General features: G+C 58.4%; 24 protein-coding genes. 6 read left to right on the top strand and 18 right to left on the bottom strand.

Annotation, left to right across the window (positions count from 1 at the left end; all coding sequences use genetic code 11):
- Positions 1–33: 33 nt before the first annotated feature.
- The 12 genes from tilS to ruvC form a co-directional block, all read right to left on the bottom strand.
- Positions 34–1,287: a tRNA lysidine(34) synthetase TilS gene (gene tilS, locus ACR0KG_RS05100; protein ID WP_480546430.1), complete on the bottom strand. Its 1,254-nt coding sequence runs from the start codon at positions 1,285–1,287 to the stop codon at positions 34–36.
- Positions 1,284–2,108 (bottom strand): tol-pal system protein YbgF, encoded by an 825-nt coding sequence (gene ybgF, locus ACR0KG_RS05095; RefSeq protein WP_480826674.1) that lies wholly within the window; start codon positions 2,106–2,108, stop codon positions 1,284–1,286. The genes tilS and ybgF overlap by 4 nt, the downstream gene beginning before the upstream one ends.
- Before the next feature lie 4 nt (positions 2,109–2,112).
- On the bottom strand, positions 2,113–2,619 hold the full coding sequence (gene pal / locus ACR0KG_RS05090) for a peptidoglycan-associated lipoprotein Pal (RefSeq protein WP_170531039.1): 507 nt from the start codon (positions 2,617–2,619) through the stop codon (positions 2,113–2,115).
- Between the two features lie 84 nt (positions 2,620–2,703).
- Entirely contained in the window at positions 2,704–4,023 is a 1,320-nt protein-coding gene (gene tolB / locus ACR0KG_RS05085) for a Tol-Pal system beta propeller repeat protein TolB (protein WP_480826673.1), read from the bottom strand.
- Positions 4,020–5,117 carry an energy transducer TonB gene (locus ACR0KG_RS05080; protein ID WP_480826672.1) on the bottom strand — a complete coding sequence of 366 codons (1,098 nt, stop codon included), beginning with the start codon at positions 5,115–5,117 and terminating at the stop codon, positions 4,020–4,022. Before ACR0KG_RS05080 ends, tolB begins: the two co-directional genes overlap by 4 nt.
- A 15-nt stretch (positions 5,118–5,132) precedes the next feature.
- The gene (gene tolR / locus ACR0KG_RS05075) at positions 5,133–5,603 is read right to left on the bottom strand and encodes a protein TolR (RefSeq protein WP_480826671.1); all 471 of its coding nucleotides are present in this window, start codon (positions 5,601–5,603) and stop codon (positions 5,133–5,135) included.
- A gap of 3 nt (positions 5,604–5,606) precedes the next feature.
- A complete protein-coding gene (tolQ, locus tag ACR0KG_RS05070) occupies positions 5,607–6,302 on the bottom strand; it encodes a protein TolQ (protein ID WP_353012465.1) in 696 nt (231 codons plus the stop codon).
- A 111-nt stretch (positions 6,303–6,413) separates the two neighbouring features.
- The gene (gene ybgC, locus ACR0KG_RS05065) at positions 6,414–6,797 is read right to left on the bottom strand and encodes a tol-pal system-associated acyl-CoA thioesterase (protein ID WP_170531048.1); all 384 of its coding nucleotides are present in this window, start codon (positions 6,795–6,797) and stop codon (positions 6,414–6,416) included.
- Positions 6,794–7,417: a hypothetical protein gene (locus ACR0KG_RS05060; RefSeq protein ID WP_480546422.1), complete on the bottom strand. Its 624-nt coding sequence runs from the start codon at positions 7,415–7,417 to the stop codon at positions 6,794–6,796. Before ACR0KG_RS05060 ends, ybgC begins: the two co-directional genes overlap by 4 nt.
- 64 nt (positions 7,418–7,481) lie before the next feature.
- Positions 7,482–8,501 carry a Holliday junction branch migration DNA helicase RuvB gene (ruvB, locus tag ACR0KG_RS05055; RefSeq protein WP_170531051.1) on the bottom strand — a complete coding sequence of 340 codons (1,020 nt, stop codon included), beginning with the start codon at positions 8,499–8,501 and terminating at the stop codon, positions 7,482–7,484.
- Positions 8,502–8,505: 4 nt separating this feature from the next.
- Complete coding sequence (gene ruvA, locus ACR0KG_RS05050) at positions 8,506–9,183, bottom strand: Holliday junction branch migration protein RuvA (RefSeq protein ID WP_480546420.1); 678 nt, start codon at positions 9,181–9,183, stop codon at positions 8,506–8,508.
- Positions 9,180–9,677 (bottom strand): crossover junction endodeoxyribonuclease RuvC, encoded by a 498-nt coding sequence (gene ruvC / locus ACR0KG_RS05045; RefSeq protein ID WP_353012451.1) that lies wholly within the window; start codon positions 9,675–9,677, stop codon positions 9,180–9,182. The genes ruvA and ruvC overlap by 4 nt, the downstream gene beginning before the upstream one ends.
- Before the next feature lie 343 nt (positions 9,678–10,020).
- Here ruvC and ACR0KG_RS05040 point away from each other — a divergent pair, with 343 nt between their 5' ends.
- A complete protein-coding gene (locus tag ACR0KG_RS05040) occupies positions 10,021–10,236 on the top strand; it encodes a DUF1127 domain-containing protein (protein WP_480542002.1) in 216 nt (71 codons plus the stop codon).
- Positions 10,237–10,347: 111 nt separating this feature from the next.
- Here the strand turns inward: ACR0KG_RS05040 and ACR0KG_RS05035 are convergent, their stop codons facing one another.
- The 4 genes from ACR0KG_RS05035 to ACR0KG_RS05020 form a co-directional block, all read right to left on the bottom strand.
- A complete protein-coding gene (locus ACR0KG_RS05035) occupies positions 10,348–10,692 on the bottom strand; it encodes a hypothetical protein (RefSeq protein ID WP_480826670.1) in 345 nt (114 codons plus the stop codon).
- Positions 10,693–10,794: 102 nt separating this feature from the next.
- Complete coding sequence (locus tag ACR0KG_RS05030) at positions 10,795–11,673, bottom strand: 50S ribosomal protein L11 methyltransferase (RefSeq protein ID WP_480826669.1); 879 nt, start codon at positions 11,671–11,673, stop codon at positions 10,795–10,797.
- A gap of 66 nt (positions 11,674–11,739) precedes the next feature.
- Positions 11,740–12,972 (bottom strand): MFS transporter, encoded by a 1,233-nt coding sequence (locus ACR0KG_RS05025; RefSeq protein WP_480826668.1) that lies wholly within the window; start codon positions 12,970–12,972, stop codon positions 11,740–11,742.
- A gap of 80 nt (positions 12,973–13,052) precedes the next feature.
- The gene (locus ACR0KG_RS05020) at positions 13,053–15,248 is read right to left on the bottom strand and encodes a primosomal protein N' (RefSeq protein ID WP_480826667.1); all 2,196 of its coding nucleotides are present in this window, start codon (positions 15,246–15,248) and stop codon (positions 13,053–13,055) included.
- An 88-nt stretch (positions 15,249–15,336) separates the two neighbouring features.
- Here ACR0KG_RS05020 and fsa point away from each other — a divergent pair, with 88 nt between their 5' ends.
- The 4 genes from fsa (at position 15,337) to ACR0KG_RS05000 (ending at position 18,600) form a co-directional block, all read left to right on the top strand.
- A complete protein-coding gene (gene fsa, locus ACR0KG_RS05015; protein ID WP_480546410.1) occupies positions 15,337–15,990 on the top strand; it encodes a fructose-6-phosphate aldolase in 654 nt (217 codons plus the stop codon).
- Between the two features lie 199 nt (positions 15,991–16,189).
- Positions 16,190–16,897, top strand: coding sequence for a DUF484 family protein (locus tag ACR0KG_RS05010; RefSeq protein WP_480546408.1), 708 nt, complete (start codon positions 16,190–16,192; stop codon positions 16,895–16,897).
- Complete coding sequence (locus tag ACR0KG_RS05005) at positions 16,894–17,814, top strand: tyrosine recombinase XerC (RefSeq protein ID WP_480826666.1); 921 nt, start codon at positions 16,894–16,896, stop codon at positions 17,812–17,814. Before ACR0KG_RS05010 ends, ACR0KG_RS05005 begins: the two co-directional genes overlap by 4 nt.
- 87 nt (positions 17,815–17,901) lie before the next feature.
- A complete protein-coding gene (locus ACR0KG_RS05000; RefSeq protein WP_480546404.1) occupies positions 17,902–18,600 on the top strand; it encodes a CDP-alcohol phosphatidyltransferase family protein in 699 nt (232 codons plus the stop codon).
- Here ACR0KG_RS05000 and ACR0KG_RS04995 read toward each other — a convergent pair.
- Entirely contained in the window at positions 18,593–19,057 is a 465-nt protein-coding gene (locus tag ACR0KG_RS04995; protein ID WP_480546402.1) for a hypothetical protein, read from the bottom strand. The genes ACR0KG_RS05000 and ACR0KG_RS04995 overlap by 8 nt on opposite strands.
- 75 nt (positions 19,058–19,132) lie before the next feature.
- The gene (locus tag ACR0KG_RS04990; protein ID WP_480826665.1) at positions 19,133–19,588 is read right to left on the bottom strand and encodes a methylated-DNA--[protein]-cysteine S-methyltransferase; all 456 of its coding nucleotides are present in this window, start codon (positions 19,586–19,588) and stop codon (positions 19,133–19,135) included.
- Positions 19,589–19,706: 118 nt separating this feature from the next.
- On the opposite strand from ACR0KG_RS04990, the gene ACR0KG_RS04985 reads away from it, so the two are divergent.
- A complete protein-coding gene (locus tag ACR0KG_RS04985) occupies positions 19,707–21,701 on the top strand; it encodes an alpha/beta hydrolase family protein (RefSeq protein WP_480826664.1) in 1,995 nt (664 codons plus the stop codon).
- Positions 21,702–21,713 lie beyond the last annotated feature (12 nt).

The raw sequence follows: 21,713 nt of genomic DNA, 5'->3' as shown, positions 1-21,713 counted from the left end.
TTGCTTCTTAAAATAGAGAGGATTGGCGCAGGTTCAATGCGATAAAAACGACGCGTAAAACTCGGGCCATTCCGGTGCGAGTTCTGCGCTCCAGCCATTGGGAAAGCCTGCCAAAGGCGCCGCCTGCAATTCATCACCGTGCCAGATCGCTGGTGAGGATTGTAATGCAAGGCGCGGACGCCCCGTTGCACGCCAATCGGGAACCGAGGCAAGCCCGGCCTCACCCAGCGCACGGATTTCAAATCCGTTGGTCCCCGGCCCGGACAGAACCCAGCGCCCATCCCAGCGCGCGTCGGGGGGCGCTTTCAGGTTGGCAACGGCCTGAAACTCTCTGCAAATCCAAGTGTTCGCGGCTTGAGGCGCCAGCAAACACCCGCTTAGCGATCCCGCTTCCCCATTGTCCAGCGCTTCTACGGCTTGGTCCACAGCGGACTGACGCGGGGGATATCCTGGCCCTGAAATCCAGCCGAGGATACCGACAAGCAGTCGACGCTTGATCTCGGCTGGCAAGGTTTGGAACGCGGCCCGATCCACACGAACATCCCCATCGATAGCAACCGCGACCTTGCGGGCGGATTCCTGCGTAAACAGGTCCAGCGCCTCACGCGCTTGGGCAAGGTTGCTGGCGACGCGCGACAAGGTTTCGGGCGTGATCCCCAGCGGAGACAGGTCAGCAAGTGCTTTTCGGGCTTTGATCCGGTCAAATCTTTTGTCCTGATTCGATGGATCCTCGATCCAGTTCAGCCCCTTATCCGATAGATAGTCACGCAAGCTATGGCGGGTGATCCCAAGCATCGGGCGCAGAATGGTGATACCCGCCCAGGCATGCGAATTTGGCATCGCTGCAAGGCCTGTCACCCCTGCGGAACGGGCCAGCCGCATCAGCACCGTTTCTGCCTGATCATCCGCAGTATGACCCAACGCAATCGCAGGGATACTATTTGCATGCGCCCATTGGGCCAGCAATGCATACCGCGCCTGCCGCGCTTGATCCTGCAGATTGCCTGAGCCGTCCCAACCTTGCCACTTCAGGATGTCGTGTTTCAGCCCCAGTCCAGCCGCCTGCCGCGCTACAATTTGGGCCTCTTCGGCCGCTTCTGGTCGCAAGCCATGGTCAACCGTGGCTGCACATAGCTCAGTCCCTTCATCTGCGGCGATTTCAGCGAGGAGGTGCATCAATGCCACCGAGTCGCCACCGCCCGAAACAGCAATACCCAAACGTGGCGGCAGCCGTTCAGGCAGCCGGGCGCGAATATCGGATGTGAGGCTGTTCGGGGTCCGGTTCAAGAACACCCCAGTGAGGCCATTTCCTGTGTGGCATTTGACGCGGGACCAGAGGAAGGGAACCGAACGCCGACCTCACTGAGGGTGATACAGGCCTGATCGGTTTGACCCAGACGGCCCAGCGCCGCGCCGAGCTCATACAACGCCTCGGGCGCAACCGCCCCTTCGGAATCGCCGGTGAAGCTGGCAAGAAAGGCGCGTGCCGCTTCGCGCGTGTCACCCAAACCTTCTAGCGCTTGCCCGCGTTTCAAATGCGCCTCGGGCGCCAAAGGGCTGCCGGGATAGGATGTATCGAACTGCGCAAACTTGGTCGCGGCGGTCTGGAAATCACCATCGGCCAGCGCTTGCGACGCATCGTTGAAATCCGCCTGCTCGCCAACGGCGAGTTCTGCCTGCTCGGTCGCAGGAGGTGTGGCAGGTGTTATCACCGCCGTGCCCGAACCGGTGTCTTCGCCACCCAGTGTACTAGTTGGTTCGCCAGAGATTTCACAATTGGCCTCCAACTCACAAAGGCGGAATTCAAGATCCCCGATCCGGTTGGTGCCATCGGTCACAATGTTTTGCACCCGCTGGTTCAATTGCTCAGTCTGACGCGTCAGGCGTTGTAGCTCGGCCTCAATCGCGTCGACGCGTTCAAGGACAGAACTGCCGGAAAGGTTCGGCGCCGGAGAGCCGGTGGTGGAAAACTCGCGCTTCAAGCGCTGTATCTCCACATGCAGCACAGTCAGCTCCTGCCGGATATCCGCCAGCGTCTGCTGATCCTGCGCTTGCGCCACGCCCGCTGTTGCGACAACTGCGGCCAAAACCCATCCTGCAAGTCTCATCGTCTTACCCCAAGGTTGAACCGGTCAGCACTGTTACCGCACGGCGGTTCTTGGAATAGCATTCCTCGGTGCTACAAATTTCAATCGGGCGCTCTTTGCCATAGCTGACAGTGGTCAGTCGGTTGCCCGCCACCCCACGCGAAATCAGGAACTCACGCGCTGCATTGGCGCGGCGTGCACCCAGTGCGAGGTTATATTCGCGCGTGCCCTGCTCATCCGCATGGCCTTCGATCGTGGCCACATAGTCAGGGTTCGCCATCAACCACTCGGCCTGCCCTTGTAGAACCGTCTGAGCTTGCGGCGATAGGGTCGACTGATCCACTGCAAACAAGACGCGATCGCCAACCGTTTGCTGGAAATACGCAGGCGAGCGCGGATCACTGGGTGACCCCGCGACAATCGAACCGCTGCCACCGGGACCGCCACCGCCCAGAGCCGAAGGATCATTGTTTGCGCAAGCTGCAACCACGCTCAGCGCGCCCAGCGCCAGGATTTTGCCCAATATGTTCATCTCAAGTGCCTCGTTGTTTTGTTCGTTGCCGCCTGTCTACCACAGGGGCGGTTTCTTGTGAACGTTCCCGCACGTCTGCAGCGATCAATTCTGTAACGGACCCCATGACGGGTCGCTGCCACCGTCCGGTGTTCGCACTGGACGCAGGTTCCGCCCCGAAATATCCACTGAGTAGAGCGTCGCCCGACCGCTTGCACCCTGTGTCTCCCGGGTGAACATGATAACCCTCCCGTTCGGGGACCATGTTGGCCCTTCGTCCAGGAAGGACGATGTGAGCAGGCGTTCTTCGTCCCCGTTGGTGCGCATCACACCGATATGGAACCGGCCTTTGTTTTGCTTGGTGAACGCGATCAAATCTCCGCGCGGCGACCAGACGGGCGTGCCATAGCGGCCCTGACCAAAGCTGATCCGCGTTGCCTCGCCCCCATTTGCGGGCATGACATAGAGTTGTGGTGTTCCCGAACGGTCGCTTTCAAACACGATCTGGCTGCCGTCTGGTGAATAGCTGGGCGCGGTTTCAATCGCTGGCGTATTGGTAAGCCGCGTACTTTGCCCAGAGGCCAGATCCATCTTCCAAAGGTCGGTGTTACCGCCCTGGATCAGCGAATAGACAATTGACCTTCCATCCGGTGAGAAGCGGGGCGAGAAACTCATGGTGCCACCCTGGGTATTCAACTCCTGACGCCTCACGCTTCCCACATCCAGCACGTAGATACGCGGGCTGCCTGTTTCATAGCTGGTGTATAGCAACCGATCCCCGGTGGGCGAAAAGCGCGGGGCCAAAACGATCGCGGAACTGTCGGTCAGGTACTGAACATTTGCCCCATCATAATCCATGATCGCCAGACGTTTCAGACGCTGGTTTTTAGGGCCGCTTTCCGAGACAAACGCCACGCGACTGTCGAAATATCCACCTTCGCCCGTAATCCGGCTATAGACCTGATCCGCAACCTTATGCGCCATGCGCCGCCACCCATCGGTGGTTCCGGCCAGCTGCAGCCCGTTGCCCAGTTCTTGACCTGAGAACACATCCCAGACCCGGAACCGTACCGTCAGCCGCTTACCCGCGACATTGACCGCCCCGGTTATCAGTGCCTGCGCATTGATCGCTTTCCAATCGGCAAACTGCACCGGTGCATCAAAGCTGCTGACGCGGCTGATGAATGCGTCCGAGGAGATTTCGCGGAACAGCCCCGTTCCAGTCAGGTCCGCCGCGACGACGCGGGAAAGATCGGCGGCGTATTGCGTCGCGGATGGCCCATCAGGCACAAAATTCGGAACCGCAAAGGGCATCGGCTCGATGATCCCTTCGTCGATCTCCAGACGCAGGGGGCCGCTCTGTGCGTAAACCGGGGCCGACATCACGGTCAGACCAAGGACGAGGCTGGTCAGAAGTTTCATCATTTGATCCGCATCCTCTCGGGATTGAAGGTAATCTCAATATCCTGCCACTGATCGTATTTGTCAGCAGGCAGATCGTATCCACGCGCACCACAGCGCAAAATTGCCCGTCTTGCGGCCTGATAAGCCTGATTTTCAGCCCCCGCCGACCCGCCAGAGCTGTCCAGCAAGCGAACACTTCCGCCTACAACCGTTCCATCACGATTGAGTGAAAACCCAACCACAACAACGACGTTCAACGCATCCGTCGACAACGAGCCGACATTCCAGCATTGCGATACGGCCACACGCATCGCATCCTTTTCACCGCTGGTCAGCGGCGGGCCGGATGGTGCGGCGGGTTCGGACAAAGCCTCGGCCAGCGCGTCGTTGATGGCATCATCATTGTTCTGCGCTGGCGCCTCAGGGGTCGGTTCCGGAGTTTCCGCCACCTCTGGTTCGGGCGCAGTGGCTGGACGATTGGGTCGTACACGCGGACGTGGCGACGTCAGCGGTGCTTGCTCATCGGTCTCTTCGGCCTCGGTCACAATTTCAGGCGCAGCCTCTTCCGGAGCGGTTTGATCCTGCTGTTCCTGTTGGGTTTCTGCGCCATCATCCGAAGAAACGGGGGGCGTTTCCACCTCATCCGGCTTCGCCTCGGGCGGTGGTGGCGCGACGGGTTCGGGTGCGATCCGCTCAGACGGGCTGGGCTGTGCCTCGGGGCCCGGAGGCGCAACCAAAGCGGTCGTTTCCGGGTCCGTCAGTGTCGGAGGCTCTTCTGGCAGTTCCGGTTCTGGCGGAACTTCAACCGTTTCTGGTTGAGCCTCGGGCTCGGGCTCAGATGGCGTTACGGGCTCGGGGCGCGGTTGTTCTTCGGGTGTCACCTCGGGCGCGTTGGCCTCGGTCTCGGGCTCTGGCGGCTGTTCCAATGTACCCGGTGAGGTCGGCACTTCGGGCGCGTTGGTCTGCGCGGTCATCGCTACAAAGTCCTCAGCCGAAATCACGGACACATCCTGCACAGCCATCGGCAAAGGTTCGGACCGGAAGGTGCCACCGAACAGCGCCCAGCTGATTAGCCCGACATGCGCAATCGCCGAGATTTTGGTGCCGGTATCCACCGCGCGACCCCACCTTTACCCATCGTCCAGCGTCGGCCCGCCGGTATCCGTCACAAGACCCACATTCGAAAACCCGCCCGCATTCAACGCGCCCATCACCTGCATCACCTGCGCATAGGGGATTGCTCCGTCAGCGCGCAGAAAGACCCGATCGCTGCTGCGCTCGGCTGCGATGGCACGTAGCCTTCCGATCAATTCCTCGCGCTGAATATCGGTGGTCTGAATTTGTATACGGCCATCAGCAGTCAGCGTGACGGTCAGCGGTTCTTCACTGTCGTCGGGCAAAGCGCTTGCGGCAGTCTTGGGCAGATCGACAGGCACCCCGACGGTCAGCAGAGGCGCTGCCACCATGAAGATGATCAGCAGCACCAGCATGACATCTACAAAAGGCGTCACGTTGATCTCGGCCATCGGTTGTGCGCGACCACGCCGCCGTCCGCGTCTGCGCCCATTGCTGCCAGAGTTCTGCTGAACCGCCGCGCCCATCGCTCAGCCGTCCAACTGACGCGACAGGATAGTGGCGAATTCATCTGCAAAGGCCTCGTAACCGCCAACGATCCGATCGCTATCGGCACTGAGCTTGTTGTAAAAAATCACCGCCGGGATCGCGGCCAACAGGCCTAGACCGGTCGCCAACAACGCCTCGGCAATGCCGGGAGCGACAACGGCAAGGTTGGTGTTCTGCTGCTCGGCAATCTCGATAAAGGCGTTCATGATGCCCCAGACCGTACCGAACAGACCTATGAACGGCGCGGTCGAGCCGACGGTCGCCAGAATAGGCAGCCCTTTCTGCAAGGTCTCCGCCTCCTTTGCGATGGCGACATCCATCGATCGATCAATCCGGGCCGTTGCGCCTGCGATCAACCCGCCATCGGTGCGATGCGATCTGCGCCATTCGATCATTCCGGCGGCGAATATCTTCTCGGAACTGCCGTCAGGCTGCGAGCCGATCTGCTCGAACAGCTCATCCAACGGGTTGCCAGACCAGAAATGTTCATCAAACACCTGCGCTTCGCGCCGAGCCGCGCGATAGTTGATGAGTTTTTGGATGATAATGCCCCAGGACCAGATCGATGCCGCGATCAGCATCAACATCACCAGTTTGACGATAAAGGTCGCGCGGGCATACAGCCCCCACATGGAGAAATCGATCTCCTGCGCCAGCGCCAGCGTTTCAGCTTCCATGAACCTGCTCTTTGTTTTTGCCTGAATGGCCGTTGATTTGGCCTTGTTTTGCCAAACGCTATCGCAGTTGGGGCTGAAAAGCCAACAGAACCACCCCAGGTCCACAAATTGTTACATCAATGCGCGAATCTCTGCCGGAAGGCGCACGGGCTTGCCCTGCGCATTCATGCACACCGCGGTAACCTCAGCCCGGAAAATCTCGGTCTCACCCCGTTTCACCAGCTGCGACATGGTCAGCCGTGCGCCAGAGAGCGAAACCATCTCGGTTTCCACAACCAGCTCATCCTCGAACCGCGCTGCGGCCAGATAGTCCGCCTCGACGCGCCGTACGACCCAAACAATGCCCTGTTCCCGCATCGCATTCTGGTCATTGCCCAGTTTTCGCACCCAATCGGAGCGGGCGCGCTCGATATATCGCAGGTAATTTGCGTGATAGACGACGCCGCCCATATCGGTGTCTTCATAATACACGCGAACCGGGTAGGTGTGTTTCATTGCAATGTCTCCAACCGGGCAAACAGACGTAAAGCATGCGAGGCATCCTGCGCCGACCCCGGCAAAATCGGGTCATACGCGGCGCGGATCAGTGCAGCAATATCCGGCCGCAGGATCGTGGCCCCTGCCGTAATTGCCAGCGGCGATTGCGCCCGAAACGCGGTATCCGACCACAACAGGATCGTCTGCACCACCTGACTAAGCGCAAGGGTTTCCGCAGGCACCTTGGACAATTCCTTATCCATGCGAAGGAAAACAAACGCGGCGCGGATCGCGCCATCCTCTTCGAACCGGAATATCCGGTATTGATTGGCCTCAGCGGCCAACAACCGGTCGACCAATGGCCCGAGGTCAGGGATCAGACGATCCAGATCCGGCACCTCAAGCAGTTCCTGCCAGTCGCGGAAAAAGAACACCATGCAATTGGCACCCAGTTCCGGGTCGGTTTCAGCCATCTTGTGACCGGCCAACGTCACAACCGCCTCAAACGCGCCTTTGACAGTGGACAGGGTTTCATCCTCAACCCCAAATACGATGGGCACGACGGGTCGCCCCCAGCGCGCAAACAGAAACTCACCGCTCTCACGGGTAAACAGCGCTTCGATCTCGTCCGGAGTCACGCCCAGCCCTTTGTCTTTCTGAAAATACTCTCACTGAGAGGCATAAAATCTTAAGTGCGTCGCTTCAACCAAACAGATCGCTCTGGCCGCGAGGCGGGGCAATTCCAAGATGTGTCCACGCTTTTTGCGCCAACATCCGCCCACGCGGCGTGCGTTGGATCAAACCTTGCTGCAACAGATAGGGCTCGATCACCTCTTCCAGCGAATCCCGGCTCTCTGACAGCGCAGCCGAGAGCGTTTCGATACCAACCGGACCGCCCGCATAATTCTCAGCAATCAGCTTCAGATACCGCCGGTCGGCCCCATCCAGCCCCAGATTATCGACCCCCAAACGCGTCAATGCTCCATCGGCCAGTTCCCGCGTGATCCGGCCGTCCCCTTCGACGATTGCAAAATCGACCACCCGGCGCAGTAACCGCCCAGCGATCCGGGGTGTCCCGCGTGACCGGCGCGCAATCTCGCGCGCGCCATCATCATCCGCCGGAGCACCAAGTTTGCGGGCGTTGCGGGTGACGATCTCATGCAACTCATCCACAGTATAAAACTGCAACCTTGTTGGAATACCAAAACGGTCGCGTAGCGGCGTTGTCAGAAGCCCCATCCGCGTGGTCGCTCCGACAAGCGTGAACGGCTGCAACTCGATCCGCACTGTACGGGCCGCCGGGCCCTCGCCAATGACCAGATCCAGCTCAAAATCCTCCATCGCGGGATAGAGCACTTCTTCAACCGCCGGGTTCAGACGGTGTATCTCGTCGATGAACAGCACATCGCGCGATTCCAGATTGGTCAGGATCGCCGCCAAGTCACCTGCTTTGGCCAGAACCGGGCCGGATGTCATGCGAAAGTTTACGCCCAACTCACGCGCCATGATCTGAGCCAGCGTGGTTTTCCCTAAGCCCGGAGGGCCATGGAACAACGTATGATCCATCGCCTCACCCCGCTGCTTGGCCGATTGGATGAAGATGCGCAGGTTAGCGCGTGCCTCGGCTTGCCCGATGAACTCGTCCAAACCCTGCGGGCGCAATGCGCGGTCATTATCCTCGGGCAGAGGGTCGGGGCGCAGGGTGGGATCAGCGTCTACCATTCACTCAGCCCTTTGGTGCCAGCAATTTCAGTGCTGCGCGGATCAATTCAGCCTCACTCGCTTCCGGCAGGCTCGCCGCCGCTTCGGCCACGGCCGAGGCGGCCTCGGACGGGCCATAGCCCAGATTTGACAGCGCAGACAGCGCGCCCGCAGATGCCGCTGCTGACCCCGAGGCCGGTTTCGCCACGCGTTTCGGCGCAGGGGCGGGTTCAGTCAGTTCAACCACCTCAAGCGCGGGGCCATCCATCGCCTCGGTTACCGTGCCGCCCATGGCCATGACGCCCGGGGCCTTGTCTTTGAGATCTAATACAATTCGCTGCGCAGTCTTCGGTCCAACGCCCTTGGCTGCTTTCACTGCCGCCCAATCGCCCAGGGCAATCGCGCGGCTGACCCCATCGGGACCAAGCGCCGACAGAATAGCCAAGGATACCTTCGCCCCAACGCCCTGAACCGAGCAGAGCAACCGGTGCCACTCCTTTTCGACCAGAGATAGGAACCCATAGAGCTGCATCAGGTCCTCGCGCACGACCATATCGGTGTAGATCGAGACCGCCTCACCCACCCCCGGTAGGGCTGCCATGGTTCGGTCGGAGCAATAGACAATGTAACCGACCCCACGCACATCGATCAGGACATGATCCGCTGCGCGATAGTCCAAACGCCCTGTCAGCTTACCGATCATGCCCCGACCTCTTTCAACCGCGATTGCTGCGTCTTGCCGTAATACGCATGACAAATCGCAATCGCCAGCGCATCCGCCGCATCTGCGCCTTTTGGTGAACAGCCGGGCAGTTGCAGTTTGACCATGTGCAAAACCTGCTCCTTCTCGGCATGGCCAACACCAACCACGGTCTTCTTGACCCGGTTGGGCGCGTATTCCCCCACCGGCAAACCCGCCTGAGCCAACGTCAACAGCGCCACACCCCGCGCTTGGCCCAGCTTAAGGGTCCCTGCCCCGTCCTTGTTCACAAAAGTCTGTTCAATGGCAGCCTGATCCGGCTGATGCTCGGCAATCACTTCGACAATCTGGTTATGCAACGACAGCAGCCGCTCACCCAGATCGTCGCCATCTGATTTGCATAACCCGTTCGCAACATGGCTCAGGCGGCTGCCATGCGATTCGATGACGCCCCATCCCAAGGTTCTCAACCCCGGATCAATGCCCAAAATTCGCATGTTGTGCCTCGGCCTGCTCGGGTTATGTGATCTTTTTTCAACGCCTAGCACGAAGCGTGAACATTTTCCAAGCGAATTGGTCCATGGACAAAAACCGACAGCTTTGTCCTGCCAACGACACCACGCGTCGATTGCGACTTCGAATAATCTGTTTTCGACCAGTTTATGAACGCGAATTAACCAATAATTTAAGCGAATTACGGCTTAAACATGTTGAAGATGAGGCTTGCAATTATTGCATAGGAAATATGCAAAAAATGATCTTGTGCAGGCGATTTGGCAGCACTAAATGCCCGGCAGATCGCAAGATCGATATGAAACACAAACCAGAAGGAAACAGGATATGGCTGCACTGGACACCACCCGCATCGCCACCACTGGCTCGTTCGGCCTCGTTGGCCGTATCGGCGCGCTTTTTGCATCGGCATTCAATGTCGTTGCTGAATGGAACGACGCCCGCGCAACACGCAAAGCGCTGACTGGCCTGACGGACCGCGAGTTGGAAGATATCGGCCTGTGCCGTGGCGACATCGATATGATCGCCGAAGGCCGCCGTTAAGACGACGACAACATAACTGCCCCTTCTCCTCCCTATGGGGCAAACAGAAAACACCGCGTGCTGATCAGCGCGCGGTGTTTTTCTATTCTGGACGTCTAAAACCGAACTGTATCAGTAGAGAACTTTGTTCAACTGAATCGCCAGCGCTTCGGACAAGGGATCGATCTGCATGACCCAGGCACCAGCCTGTTCAACCGATGTACCCTGATTCAGGCTATCGATCCGAAACTGATAGCCTGTCGGCCCGAGACTAGAGAGCAGGAATGCTTTGAACCCGAAAAAGCCAAGCAAGCAAAAGACTAACACTTTAGCCGGAACAGCTGATCGAACACGCTGTGGTTTCATAACAACCAAGCCATCCTTGCGCATCGTCGCGCGATAGCCTCGGCTCATCTTGTGATGCTTCTTGTTCAGGCGATGTACGCGCTGACTAAATTCCAGTTGTTTTGTCGTCATGGCAGCCTCCACAAAACCGCCCCCCATCGAGTTGATCAAAAAACGGTAAGTAGAGAATGCGACAAAACCGTGGCAAAAATCCACAAAACTCCTGCAAATGGTCTAAATTGGGCCCTGTTTACTTAAGATTAGCGTCGTCCATTCACCAATCTCACTTCGATTAGTCAGATTAAATCCATTCTGGGAATAAACAGACACGACATCATCAGCCTGTTCATTGAGGATTCCCGACAGAATTGCGTATCCCCCCGTACAGAGATTCGCGGAAATTTCCGGTGACAAGGCCACCAGCGGGCCCTTGAGGATATTCGCAAATATCAGGTCATAAGGCGCGGCAGATTTAAGCTCAGGATGATCAAACCCCGCCGCCTCGACACAGCGAACGGCTCCGGCCATGCCATTGGCCTTCAGGTTGGCCTCGGCCACATCAACCGCCACCTGATCAATGTCGCTGGCCAGAATCTCGCCATCCCACACACGTGCTGCGGCCATGGCCAGAACGGCGGTGCCACATCCGATATCGGCAACCTTTGTAGCGCTGAAGCCGTCATCCAGCAAACGATCCAGCGCTTTCAAACACCCAAGCGTGGAGCCGTGATGGCCTGTGCCAAACGCCATTGCGGCCTCGATAAGCAAGGGAATCCGATCCTCGGGCAGTTTGTCGGCATCGTGGCTGCCGTAGACAAAGAAGCGGCCCGCTTCAACCGGGGCCAACTCACGGCGCACATGGGCGACCCAATCGGTTTCGGGAAGCTCCGAGACAACAAAGGGCTTGGCCTCAAAGGCAGCCGCCAGCACCGCCAAGGCGGTTTCATCGGGTGCTTCGGTAAAATAGCCCCCGACTTCCCATAGGCCCGAACCGTCTTCGACCTCAAACACACCAACACCGGTGGGTTCCGGGTCCAAACGCTCCATCGCCTCACCCAGACCTTCGGCGGCAGTTTTGCCTGTCAGCGTCGTTAACGCGGTGAATGTGGGCATGGGGACCTCCTGTCTTGGTTGAGACAGCGCCTATGGCTTGGGCCCGCCAAGGTCAAGCATAGGCGCTCATTCAGCAGGGGCCGCGGCGTATTTGGACAGGATGGTTTCGTTCCCTGGCTCAGGATGGCGCGGGATGAGCAGCGATAGCAGCAGCGAGATCATCGCCATCGCAGCCGCCAGACCAAAGACGGCACCGGGCGACACGACCCAAAGCAGGCCCAGCAGCGCAGGCAGGAACACCGCCGCAATATGGTTGATGGTGAAGGCCACTGCAGCTGTTGGAGCGATATCCGCCGGGTCCGCAATCTTTTGGAAATAGGTTTTCAAAGCCAGCGCCAAAGCAAACAGAACATGGTCGATCACGTACAGGATCGCCGCCAGCAAAACGCCCCAGCCAAACCAATAGATGCCGCCATAGGCTGCAAAGACAATCGCGAGACCGGCATACTCGAAGATCAACGTGCGGCGCTCGCCAAACGTGGCCACCGCCTTGCCCAGCATCGGTGCGGCGGCCATGTTGATGACGAGATTGATCAGGTAGAGGCTAGTCAGTTCGTGCACCTCAAACCCGAACTTCTCGACCATCATGAAGCCCGCAAAGACGACAAAGATCTGACGTCGAGCCCCAGCCATGAATTGCAGCGCATAATACAACCAGTACCGTTTGCGCAGAATAAGCTTTTTGGTCTGAGGAGTCGGCGCGTCGAACTGCGGATACGCAAGCAAGCAGAACAGGGCCAACAATGCGGTTACACCCCCGGCGGCCAAAAACACGGTATTGTAGGACAGATCGAACCGATCCCATGTCAACACAATCAGCCCATAGACCACCGCCGTTGCAGCCGATCCCATGGCCACCAGCCAGCCCAGAACCTGCGGGGCCCTATCCTTGGGCAACCATTGCAGCTGAAGCGACTGGTTAACCGTTTCGTAGTAATGAAAGCCGATTGAGCTAAACAAAGTCACGAATAGCAACCCGCCCAGGCTGGGGAACCATGCCGTCACCGCTGTTGCCACACCCAGCATCATCAGCGAGATCATGGCCAACACTTGCTCACGCACGAAAATGATCACCGCAATCACGCCAACCGCCAGAAAGCCTGGGATTTCGCGCACCGTGTGCAGTAGACCGATATCTGCGCCATCAAAATTCGCCACTTCGATGACGAAATTGTTCAGCAAGGCACTCCAGCCATTGAACGCAATCGGCATCGTCATCGCCATCACAAACAAAAGCGTGATGGGGCGACGCCAGAATGGCAGGCTTTGCGCCTCGGCAAGGGGCATGGGTTTCAGCATGAGAGTCCCTCTACGCCCATTTATCAGGTTTGGCGAGAGGAAAGCATTGAGCGCACAATGGGTCTGCGCAGGTGCAGAGATCAGTAGAAACTTTGCGGGTCGATATCGACCGTCAGGCGAATATCACCTTTCAGCCTCAGCGGCGCGATCCAGCGCGCGATACCGTCTTGTATCGGAGCGCCTTTCGGGGCCTTAACCAACAGACGCACTCGGTGACGTCCGCGAATACGCGCTATTGGAGCCGGAGCCGGGCCATAGACCTGCGCCCCGATCTCGCGTAGTGGCCCATCATTGCGGGCCATGGCATTGCCGATATCGAACACCGGACCAACCTCGGGTCCGGACAAGACGATACCCGCCATGCGCCCATAGGGCGGTACACCTGCGGCTTGGCGCGCGGCGGCTTCGGTTTTCCAGAACCCTTCCTCGTCCCCCGACAAGATCGCCCGGATCACCGGATGTTCGGGTTGAAAGGTTTGCAACAAGGCTTGCCCCGGTTTATCCGCACGCCCTGCTCGGCCCGCCACCTGTCGCATCAATTGAAAGGTGCGCTCGGCGGCGCGCAGGTCGGCCCCATGCAGGCTAAGGTCTGCATCAATGACACCGACCAATGTCAGCTTGGGGAAGTTATGCCCCTTGGCCACCAGTTGGGTGCCGATGATGATATCCGCCTCCCCTGCGGCAATCTCCTCGATCTTTGCCTTCAACGCCCGGGCCGATCCGAAAAGATCCGAACTCAGCATGGTGATGTTGGCGTCAGGAAAGGTGGCTTCGGCCTCCTCCGCCAGCCGTTCGATCCCCGGCCCCACCGGCGCCAGTTTGCCCTCGACCCCGCACGATGGACAAACGTAGGGCATCGGTTTGGTCTCACCACACTGATGGCACATGAGGCGTTTGAGAAAACGATGTTCCACCATCCGTGCATCGCAATGATCGCATGCAATTTGGCTGCCGCAAGCTCGGCACAAGGTGACCGGCGCATAGCCGCGGCGGTTTATGAACAGCAGGGACTGTTCACCATTCTCGATCCGTTGTTGCACGGCCTGCCGCAAGGACGGTGAGATCCAGCTGTTGGGTTGCAGCGGTTCGGCCCGCATATCAATTGACCTCATTTCGGGCAGCATCGCCGCGCCAAAGCGGGACGTCAGGTCCAACCTTTCATACTTGCCCGCCTCGGCATTTGCCCAGCTTTCTAGCGAGGGCGTCGCGCTGGCCAAAACCACGCGCGCGCCGCAAATGGCGGACCGCAAAACCGCCATATCGCGGGCGCTATAGTGCACCCCGTCTTCCTGTTTATAGGATGTGTCGTGCTCTTCATCGACCACAACAAGCCCCAGATCGCGGAAGGGCAGAAACAAAGCTGATCGCGCGCCCACGACCAGTTGCGCATCACCCTGACCAACCATGCGCCAGACCCGGCGTCGTTCAGTCATGGTTGCACCCGAATGCCATTCGGCAGGGTGGGCGCCGAACCGGGCCTCGACGCGGGTAAGGAATTCGGCGGTCAGCGCAATCTCAGGCAGCAGCACCAGAGCCTGCCGCCCCATGCGCAATGTTTCTGCGACGGCCTCCAGATACACCTCCGTCTTGCCCGAACCCGTCACGCCTTTCAGCAAAGTAGTGCCGTAATCACCTGTGCGCTGACCATCTTTCAACGAGGCGACCGCCGCGGCTTGGTCGTCCGTAAGCTGTTTGCTCGGCAAATCCGGGTTCAGATGCGGATAGGGCAGGTCACGCGGGCTGTCCTCTTCTCGAACAGCGCCCAGTTTGACCAACCCTTTGACGACAGAGGTCGTTACCCCGGCCTGCTCGGCCAGTTCTTTCAACGTGAAGGCCAGCCCGCCGTATTCTTTCAACACCTCAAGCACCCGGCCCCGAGCGTCGGTCATCCGATCCGGCTCGGCAACACCCAGGCGATAGACCTTCCGCATCGACGGCGTATCACCCAAGCCCGGCGCGCGGGTTGCAAGGCGCAGCATCGCAGGCATCGGTGTTAGCGTGTAATCCGCCACCTTTCCCAAAAACACCCGCATCTCTTCTCGCATGGGCGCAACTTCAAGCACCCGGATCACGGACCGCGCCTTGTTCAGATCAAACCCGCCCTGTCCCGGCCCCCAAACTACGCCCAGAACCTTGCGTGGCCCCAGCGGCACCTCGACAAACGCGCCTAAAAAGCACCCACCTTCGGGCGCTTTGTAATCCAACGTACGGTCCAGCGGCTGCGTGGTCAGCACCGCAACCAGCTCTCCTTCGTCGAAAAATTCGTTAGCGCTCACAGCATATCCTATGCAGGGGGTTCCAGCAGGGGTCTCTTTGAGGTAAAGCCATCCGCGACCAAGGCCAACCCATCAAAGGACTGCCCGCATGAAATTCTTCGTAGATACCGCCGAGATCGACGCCATTGCCGAACTGAACGACCTGGGCATGGTTGACGGCGTCACCACCAACCCTTCGCTGATCCTGAAATCAGGCCGCGACATTCTGGAAGTCACCAAGGAAATCTGCGATCTGGTCGACGGCCCTGTATCCGCCGAAGTTGTCGCCACCGAGGCTGACGACATGATCGCCGAAGGCCGCAAGCTGGCCAAGATCGCACCGAACATCGCGGTCAAAGTACCGCTGACATGGGCCGGCCTGAAAACCTGTAAAACCCTCAGCGACGAAGGCCAGATGGTCAACGTGACCCTGTGTTTCTCGACCAATCAAGCAATTCTGGCAGCCAAAGCAGGCGCAACCTTCATCTCGCCCTTCATCGGTCGTCTGGACGATATCAACCTCGACGGAATGGACCTGATCGCCGACATTCGTCAGGTCTATGACAACTATGGGTTCGAGACCGAAATCCTCGCGGCGTCGATCCGCACCGTGAACCACGTGACCGACAGCGCGCGTATCGGGGCCGATGTGATCACTGCACCGCCAACCGTGATCAAGAAACTGGCCGATCATCCTCTGACAGACAAAGGTCTTGAAACCTTCCTCGCCGATTGGGCCAAAACCGGTCAGCAAATCCTCTGATCCTTTTGCACAACCGCGCGGTGCCGACAGGCACCGCGCCCGGCCCAACTGTGCGGGGCTGATCTCTGATCAGCGCCAAACAGGCGGGAGCGCTCGCCACACGGGCCAATTATTCCACCAAAAGATGTATTTTTCCCAAGGCAAAACCGGTTCGTCATGCTATAAGCCGCCAAAACAAAAAATACCGACCGGACGGGACATGAGCAGCAACCCAAAACTTGAAGACAGCCTTCGCGCTGCGATTCTGGCCAAACCAGACGCCTTGCTGGATGACAAAGACCTGATGCAGGCATTGGTCAGCGCCAATGAACAAGCGCGCGGTGAAAACGTGATCGACTTGCGTGGCATTGCCATGCAGCGGCTCGAAGCGCGGTTGGACCGGCTGGAAGACACGCATCGTTCGGTAATTGCGGCAGCCTATGAAAACCTGGCCGGCACCAATCAGATCCATCGCGCCATTCTGCGGCTCCTAGAACCCGTCGAGTTCGAGGATTTTCTGCGCATCCTGGGTAACGAAGTTCCCGAAATTCTGCGTGTCGATCAGATCACTCTGGTTTTGGAAACCGCCATCCTGCAAGACGACCCCGCGATCGACACGCTGGGCGGTGTTCTGACGGTCGTTGAACCCGGTTACGTCAACAGATACCTCTCGCAGGATCGCGGAAGCACAGTGCGCGATGTCACCTTGCGCGAAATCCGTCAACCCAACCCACGCATCTTTGGTAGCGACGCCGACCATCTGCGGTCCGAGGCGTGCCTTAAGCTGGATCTGGGTGCAGGCCGCCTGCCAGGCATGATCGTGATAGGCGCCACCGATCCGCGCCATTTCACGCCACAGCTTGGCACTGATCTTTTGGCCTTCTTCGCAGGCGTATTCGAACGCTCGATGCGCCACTGGCTGTCGTGAGCCTGATTTCACCGGCGTGCAGGGATGCCTTGCAGCATTGGCTGGAAAGCCTTGGCGCGCTGGCTGGGCGATCAGACAACACCCAGTCCGCCTATCGCGGCGATGTCACTGATTTTCTGTCCTTCATGACACTCCATCAAGGGGATCGTCAGGGGCTTGCCGCACTTGAGCGCATCTCGATCTCGGATATGCGAGCCTGGATGGCACAACTGCGCGCGGATGGGGTTGGCGCGCGGTCGCTTGCGCGCAAACTCTCGGCTGTCAAAAGCTTTTACCGGTGGCTGGCCGAACGGGAAGGGTTCGAACCCACGGCCGTCCTGTCCACCCGTGCACCCAAGTTCACCAAGAAGCTGCCGCGCCCCCTGGCCGAGGATGCAGCCCGGGCCATGATCGATACTGTCGAATTGCAGGCAACATCGGATTGGGTAGCCGCGAGAGACGTAGCGGTTGTCACCCTACTCTATGGTTGCGGCTTGCGGATATCCGAGGCCCTTTCTCTGACTGGGGCCGATACCCCATTGCCGCAAACCCTGCGCATCATCGGCAAGGGTGGCAAAGAACGCATCGTCCCCGTAATCCCTGCGGCGCGTGAGGCTGTTGACCGGTATCTCCGCCTCTGCCCGCATCCTCAATCGTCCGAGGCACCGCTGTTCCGCGGTGTGCGCGGTGGCGCATTGAACCCGCGCGCCATTCAGGGGGTGATGGCCAAAGCCCGGATGCAATTGGGTCTGCCGTCAACGGCAACACCTCATGCCATGCGGCACAGCTTTGCCACGCATCTGCTGTCTGCCGGCGGCGATCTTCGGGCCATTCAGGAACTTTTGGGGCACGCATCGCTTTCGACGACCCAAGCCTATACAGCCGTTGATACCGCCCGCTTGATGGAGGTCTACAACCGCGCGCATCCCAAGGCCTGACACTGACGAAACAGGTTTCTTGGACAGGAGGACACGCAACCTGGCTTTTGGTTTGCATCTTGGACACGCATCGTACATGACACTCGCATGACACTCAGATTCAAAGCCTTAGCCGTCCATCTATTCACTGCAACGGGCGCCGTTTTCGCCATGTTGGCCATGCTGGCCGCCGTCGAAGGGGAATGGAGCCTGATGTATCTTTGGCTGGTGGTTTCGTTCATTATCGATGGGATCGACGGACCGCTTGCGCGGCACTACCATGTCAAAAAGAACGCACCCGAATTTGATGGCGTGCTTCTGGATCTGATCATCGACTATCTGACCTATGTGTTCATCCCGGCTTACGCCTTGTTTAAGTCGGGCCTGATGGACGGATGGACAGGCTGGTTTGCGATCATCGTGATCACCTTTGCAAGCGCGATGTATTTTGCCGATACCCGAATGAAGACAAAAGACAATTCGTTCTCGGGTTTTCCGGGATGCTGGAACATGGTTGTGATCGTGATCTTCGCGCTTGAACCCAACTTCTGGTTCAGCCTTGTCCTTGTCACACTGCTGTCGATCGCGATGTTCCTACCGCTCAAATTCGTACACCCTGTGCGGACTGAGCGGTGGCGCAGCCTGACACTTCCCATGGCTTTTGCCTGGACCTTCTTTGCTGGCTGGGCGGCCTGGGTTGATTTCCACCCCGAAAGCTGGGCGCATTGGGGCCTGGTGATCACCAGCCTCTATCTGGTCTTTGCCGGGATCGGACAGCAGATCATACCACAGCGCAGGGCTACATGACGTCCTGCACCTCGAACTCAGCTCCATTATGCGTGAAGACATCACCCGCTTGAAGCCCAACCATGGCGAGGTAAATGGGGCTTTGCGTTGAAATACCCATGTAAGTCTTTCCACCCACATCGAAACGGGTTGTTGAGACGCAAACAACAAAACGGCGATTGTTGAACTTGATGACAGCCCCGGGCTGAACCGTATCGGTCAAACCAAAGTCAGTGTTTTCGATCACATCGATCTTGGCGTGATGGGCGTGGACGGGCGCGTCAAAAGCAGCAGCCAGATCCGCATTCTCGCGTGAGGCCGCGATATCATCTTTGTCATGCGCTTCGCGGTCGTCCAGCTGAGCATCTTTCAGAAAGGCGTCATAGTGCGCCTGTGCCGTAGCAAGCTCCTGTTCTTCCAGCGACATCAGCTTATCAACAATTGATTTCTTGCGAGCGGCGCGATCTGCCTCGGTCATCATAAGATCCCTTCAACTGCGGTATCTTGTATAAGTTGTGCACCTGATCACAGGATTGCAACTGAAATCCGGTTGTCAGATCAGCAGGCCAGCCGCCTTTTCGTGGCGCAAGAGGGCGACCTTTGTTTCGACCCCACCATCGCCCGAGAACCCGCCCAGACCCGTTGCCGACAGAACCCGGTGGCACGGGATAATCACCGGGATCGGGTTGGCGCCACAGGCTTGTCCGACCGGTTGGGCCGGGTGTCCAAGCTGTTTTGCGATCTCGCCATAGGTCATGGTTTCACCCATTGGTATCGCGTACATCAGATCGCAGACCTGCCGCTGAAACTCTGACCCTTCGATGTGATAGGGCAGATCAAAGCGTGTCAGCGCTCCGGCATTATAGGCACGCAACTGAGCGGCCGCCTCGCGCAGCAAAGGCGTAGCTTCGCCCTCATCCTGCCCATTCCAGACCAGCCGCGTGATCGCCCCGTCCGCCTCAACAACGCCCAACCTTCCGAATTGTGTTTCAACTGCGATCATGGCCATGGATCAAGGCTTTCAGATCAAGGCAACCAGCGCAAGAGCGTCCGTTAGCGCCTGCTTTGGGGTTTTGGCGATTTCGTGCTAAGCTTGCCACATTGTTAAAGGAATTGGAGTCATTGGTATGGGACGACATTTGGTCCTGACGGTCCATGGTATCGGCGAACAGAAACCCGGTGAAACCGTGGATCAGGTGGTTGGTGCGGCGACCACATGGTTGGACGGGAAATCCCAACCCCCCATCGAAGTCGAGCGTGAGATGATCGAGTTGGCCGAAAGAAATTTCGATGACTCACACCGCAATGCCAAGCTGTTCAAGGTCAATCTGCGCAAAGTGTCCAAACCCAATGACACAAGGGATCAGGCTCTGTTTGCCGAGGTGTTCTGGGCAGATCGCTCGCCTGCCCCCAAGGGAGCCATCAAAACGGCAATCGACCTGATCTGGGTGGTTCTGGCACTGGGCTACCTGGCGATGGACAATGTGGAACAAACCCATAGGCGCAAAGGAGTAAACCCGGGTGAAGAGCATGGCCGGAACACCTATGCGGCCAAAATCGTTCACCTGTTCACTTGGGTTTTCTTCGGCGCGGTTGCGACATTGAATTCATATCTGCTGATCGGCGCTGGCGCGGTGATGATCCGATCGCTGAAAACAGAGCTGGCCCAAGGCTGGGGTGTGTTGTTCACGCTGTTGCTCCTGATCTATTTGGGCGGAACGCTGGCCGGGTATCTACGGTTCAAGACCGCCCCGACCTACCTGCGACGCGTGTTCTGGTGCGGCATCGGATGGGTCGGCCTTATACTGACGGCCACTCTGATATCGGGGCCTTATGGCCTCGAGCTTTGGGCGTTGCCGTGCGACGAATACGGCAAGGGGCCGGGATGCGGCTCTGCGCTGGAGCAACTTGTCGTCTTTCAACTAATGATCCTGGGCGGCATCTGGGCGCTGCTGATCCTGTTGACGGTCATCCTGTATCTGATGTCCCTGCTGAAGCTTGAGGTCCCGGATGGCCTGGACGGACATCGGCGGCTCTATCCCAGCATCTGCGCCGGAATGCTGGTTTTCTGGATGTTCTTCATATCCGGGCTTTGGCTTACGTTTGAAGAATTGCTCAAAACAGTACCCAGCCTGTCAAACCCGACGCTCAAGGGGTTATTCGCCGGGAACCTGAGAAACTCCCTCGACACGCTCAGCATCGCATTTGGCGCCATCGCCCTGTTGGTCGCACTGGGGATTGGCCTGTTTATCGGACGCAAGCTGGGCAAGACGAGACTCCACGAGAAGCATCATTTTCTGAGCCGGGCCATTCTGAACCAGTTGGCACAGTTGGTGTTCTTCATCGCGGCCATAAGCTTGGCCGTCGTGGCGGTCAGTGAGTTGTCCCTCGTGATCTTTGGACTCGACCTCCATTGCACCACCACGACCAACGCCGAGGGGGTGGCGCAATCAGGCGAAGGCAACAAAACCTGCAACGCCGTAGGCAACGGCCTGAGCAAACTCACCGTAGCGCAAGGCTGGATTGGTGTGATTGTGCTGGGCGCCACCGCCTTCCTATATCGGTTTTCGAACGTCGTCGCGGCGGGTCTGGGCGTGGCCCGCGATATCGTGACCTATGCGATCCGCGATAAATGCGCGTTGCGTTGGTCGTTAAAGGATCGAAGCAGCAACTACCCGGACCGCCACGCCATTGATGAGCGGTTCTACAGAACGCTCTACTATGCGCTGGATATCTTCCCGGCCGACCACATCACGGTGATCTCACATTCTCAGGGCACCGTGATCGCTACGCAGATGCTGGCGGATGAACGGGTGCAAAAGCGCATCAAAGGCCGCCCTGTCACTCTGATCACGATGGGTGCGCCGGTGACGCATATCTATCAGCGCTATTTCCCCGAAATGTTCACTGTCGACCCACAAAAGCTGGGGGCGACATGGTTCAATATCTTCCGCCAGGATGATTTCGTCGGCACCCGGATTGACGGAAACCTCATTCCCAATGACAGGAATATCGACGTTCCACCCGGCGGGCATACGGGATACTTCACCGACTATAAGGTCTGGACAAAACTGACCGGAGATAAGATCGGATTTCACCTGTTCAATCCCAAGAGACATTGAACAGGGGTGCCC

The organism is Ruegeria sp. H4 (assembly GCF_056533065.1).
Note: the sequence above shows the minus strand (reverse complement) of the source record. Positions and strands in the feature narration are given on the sequence as shown.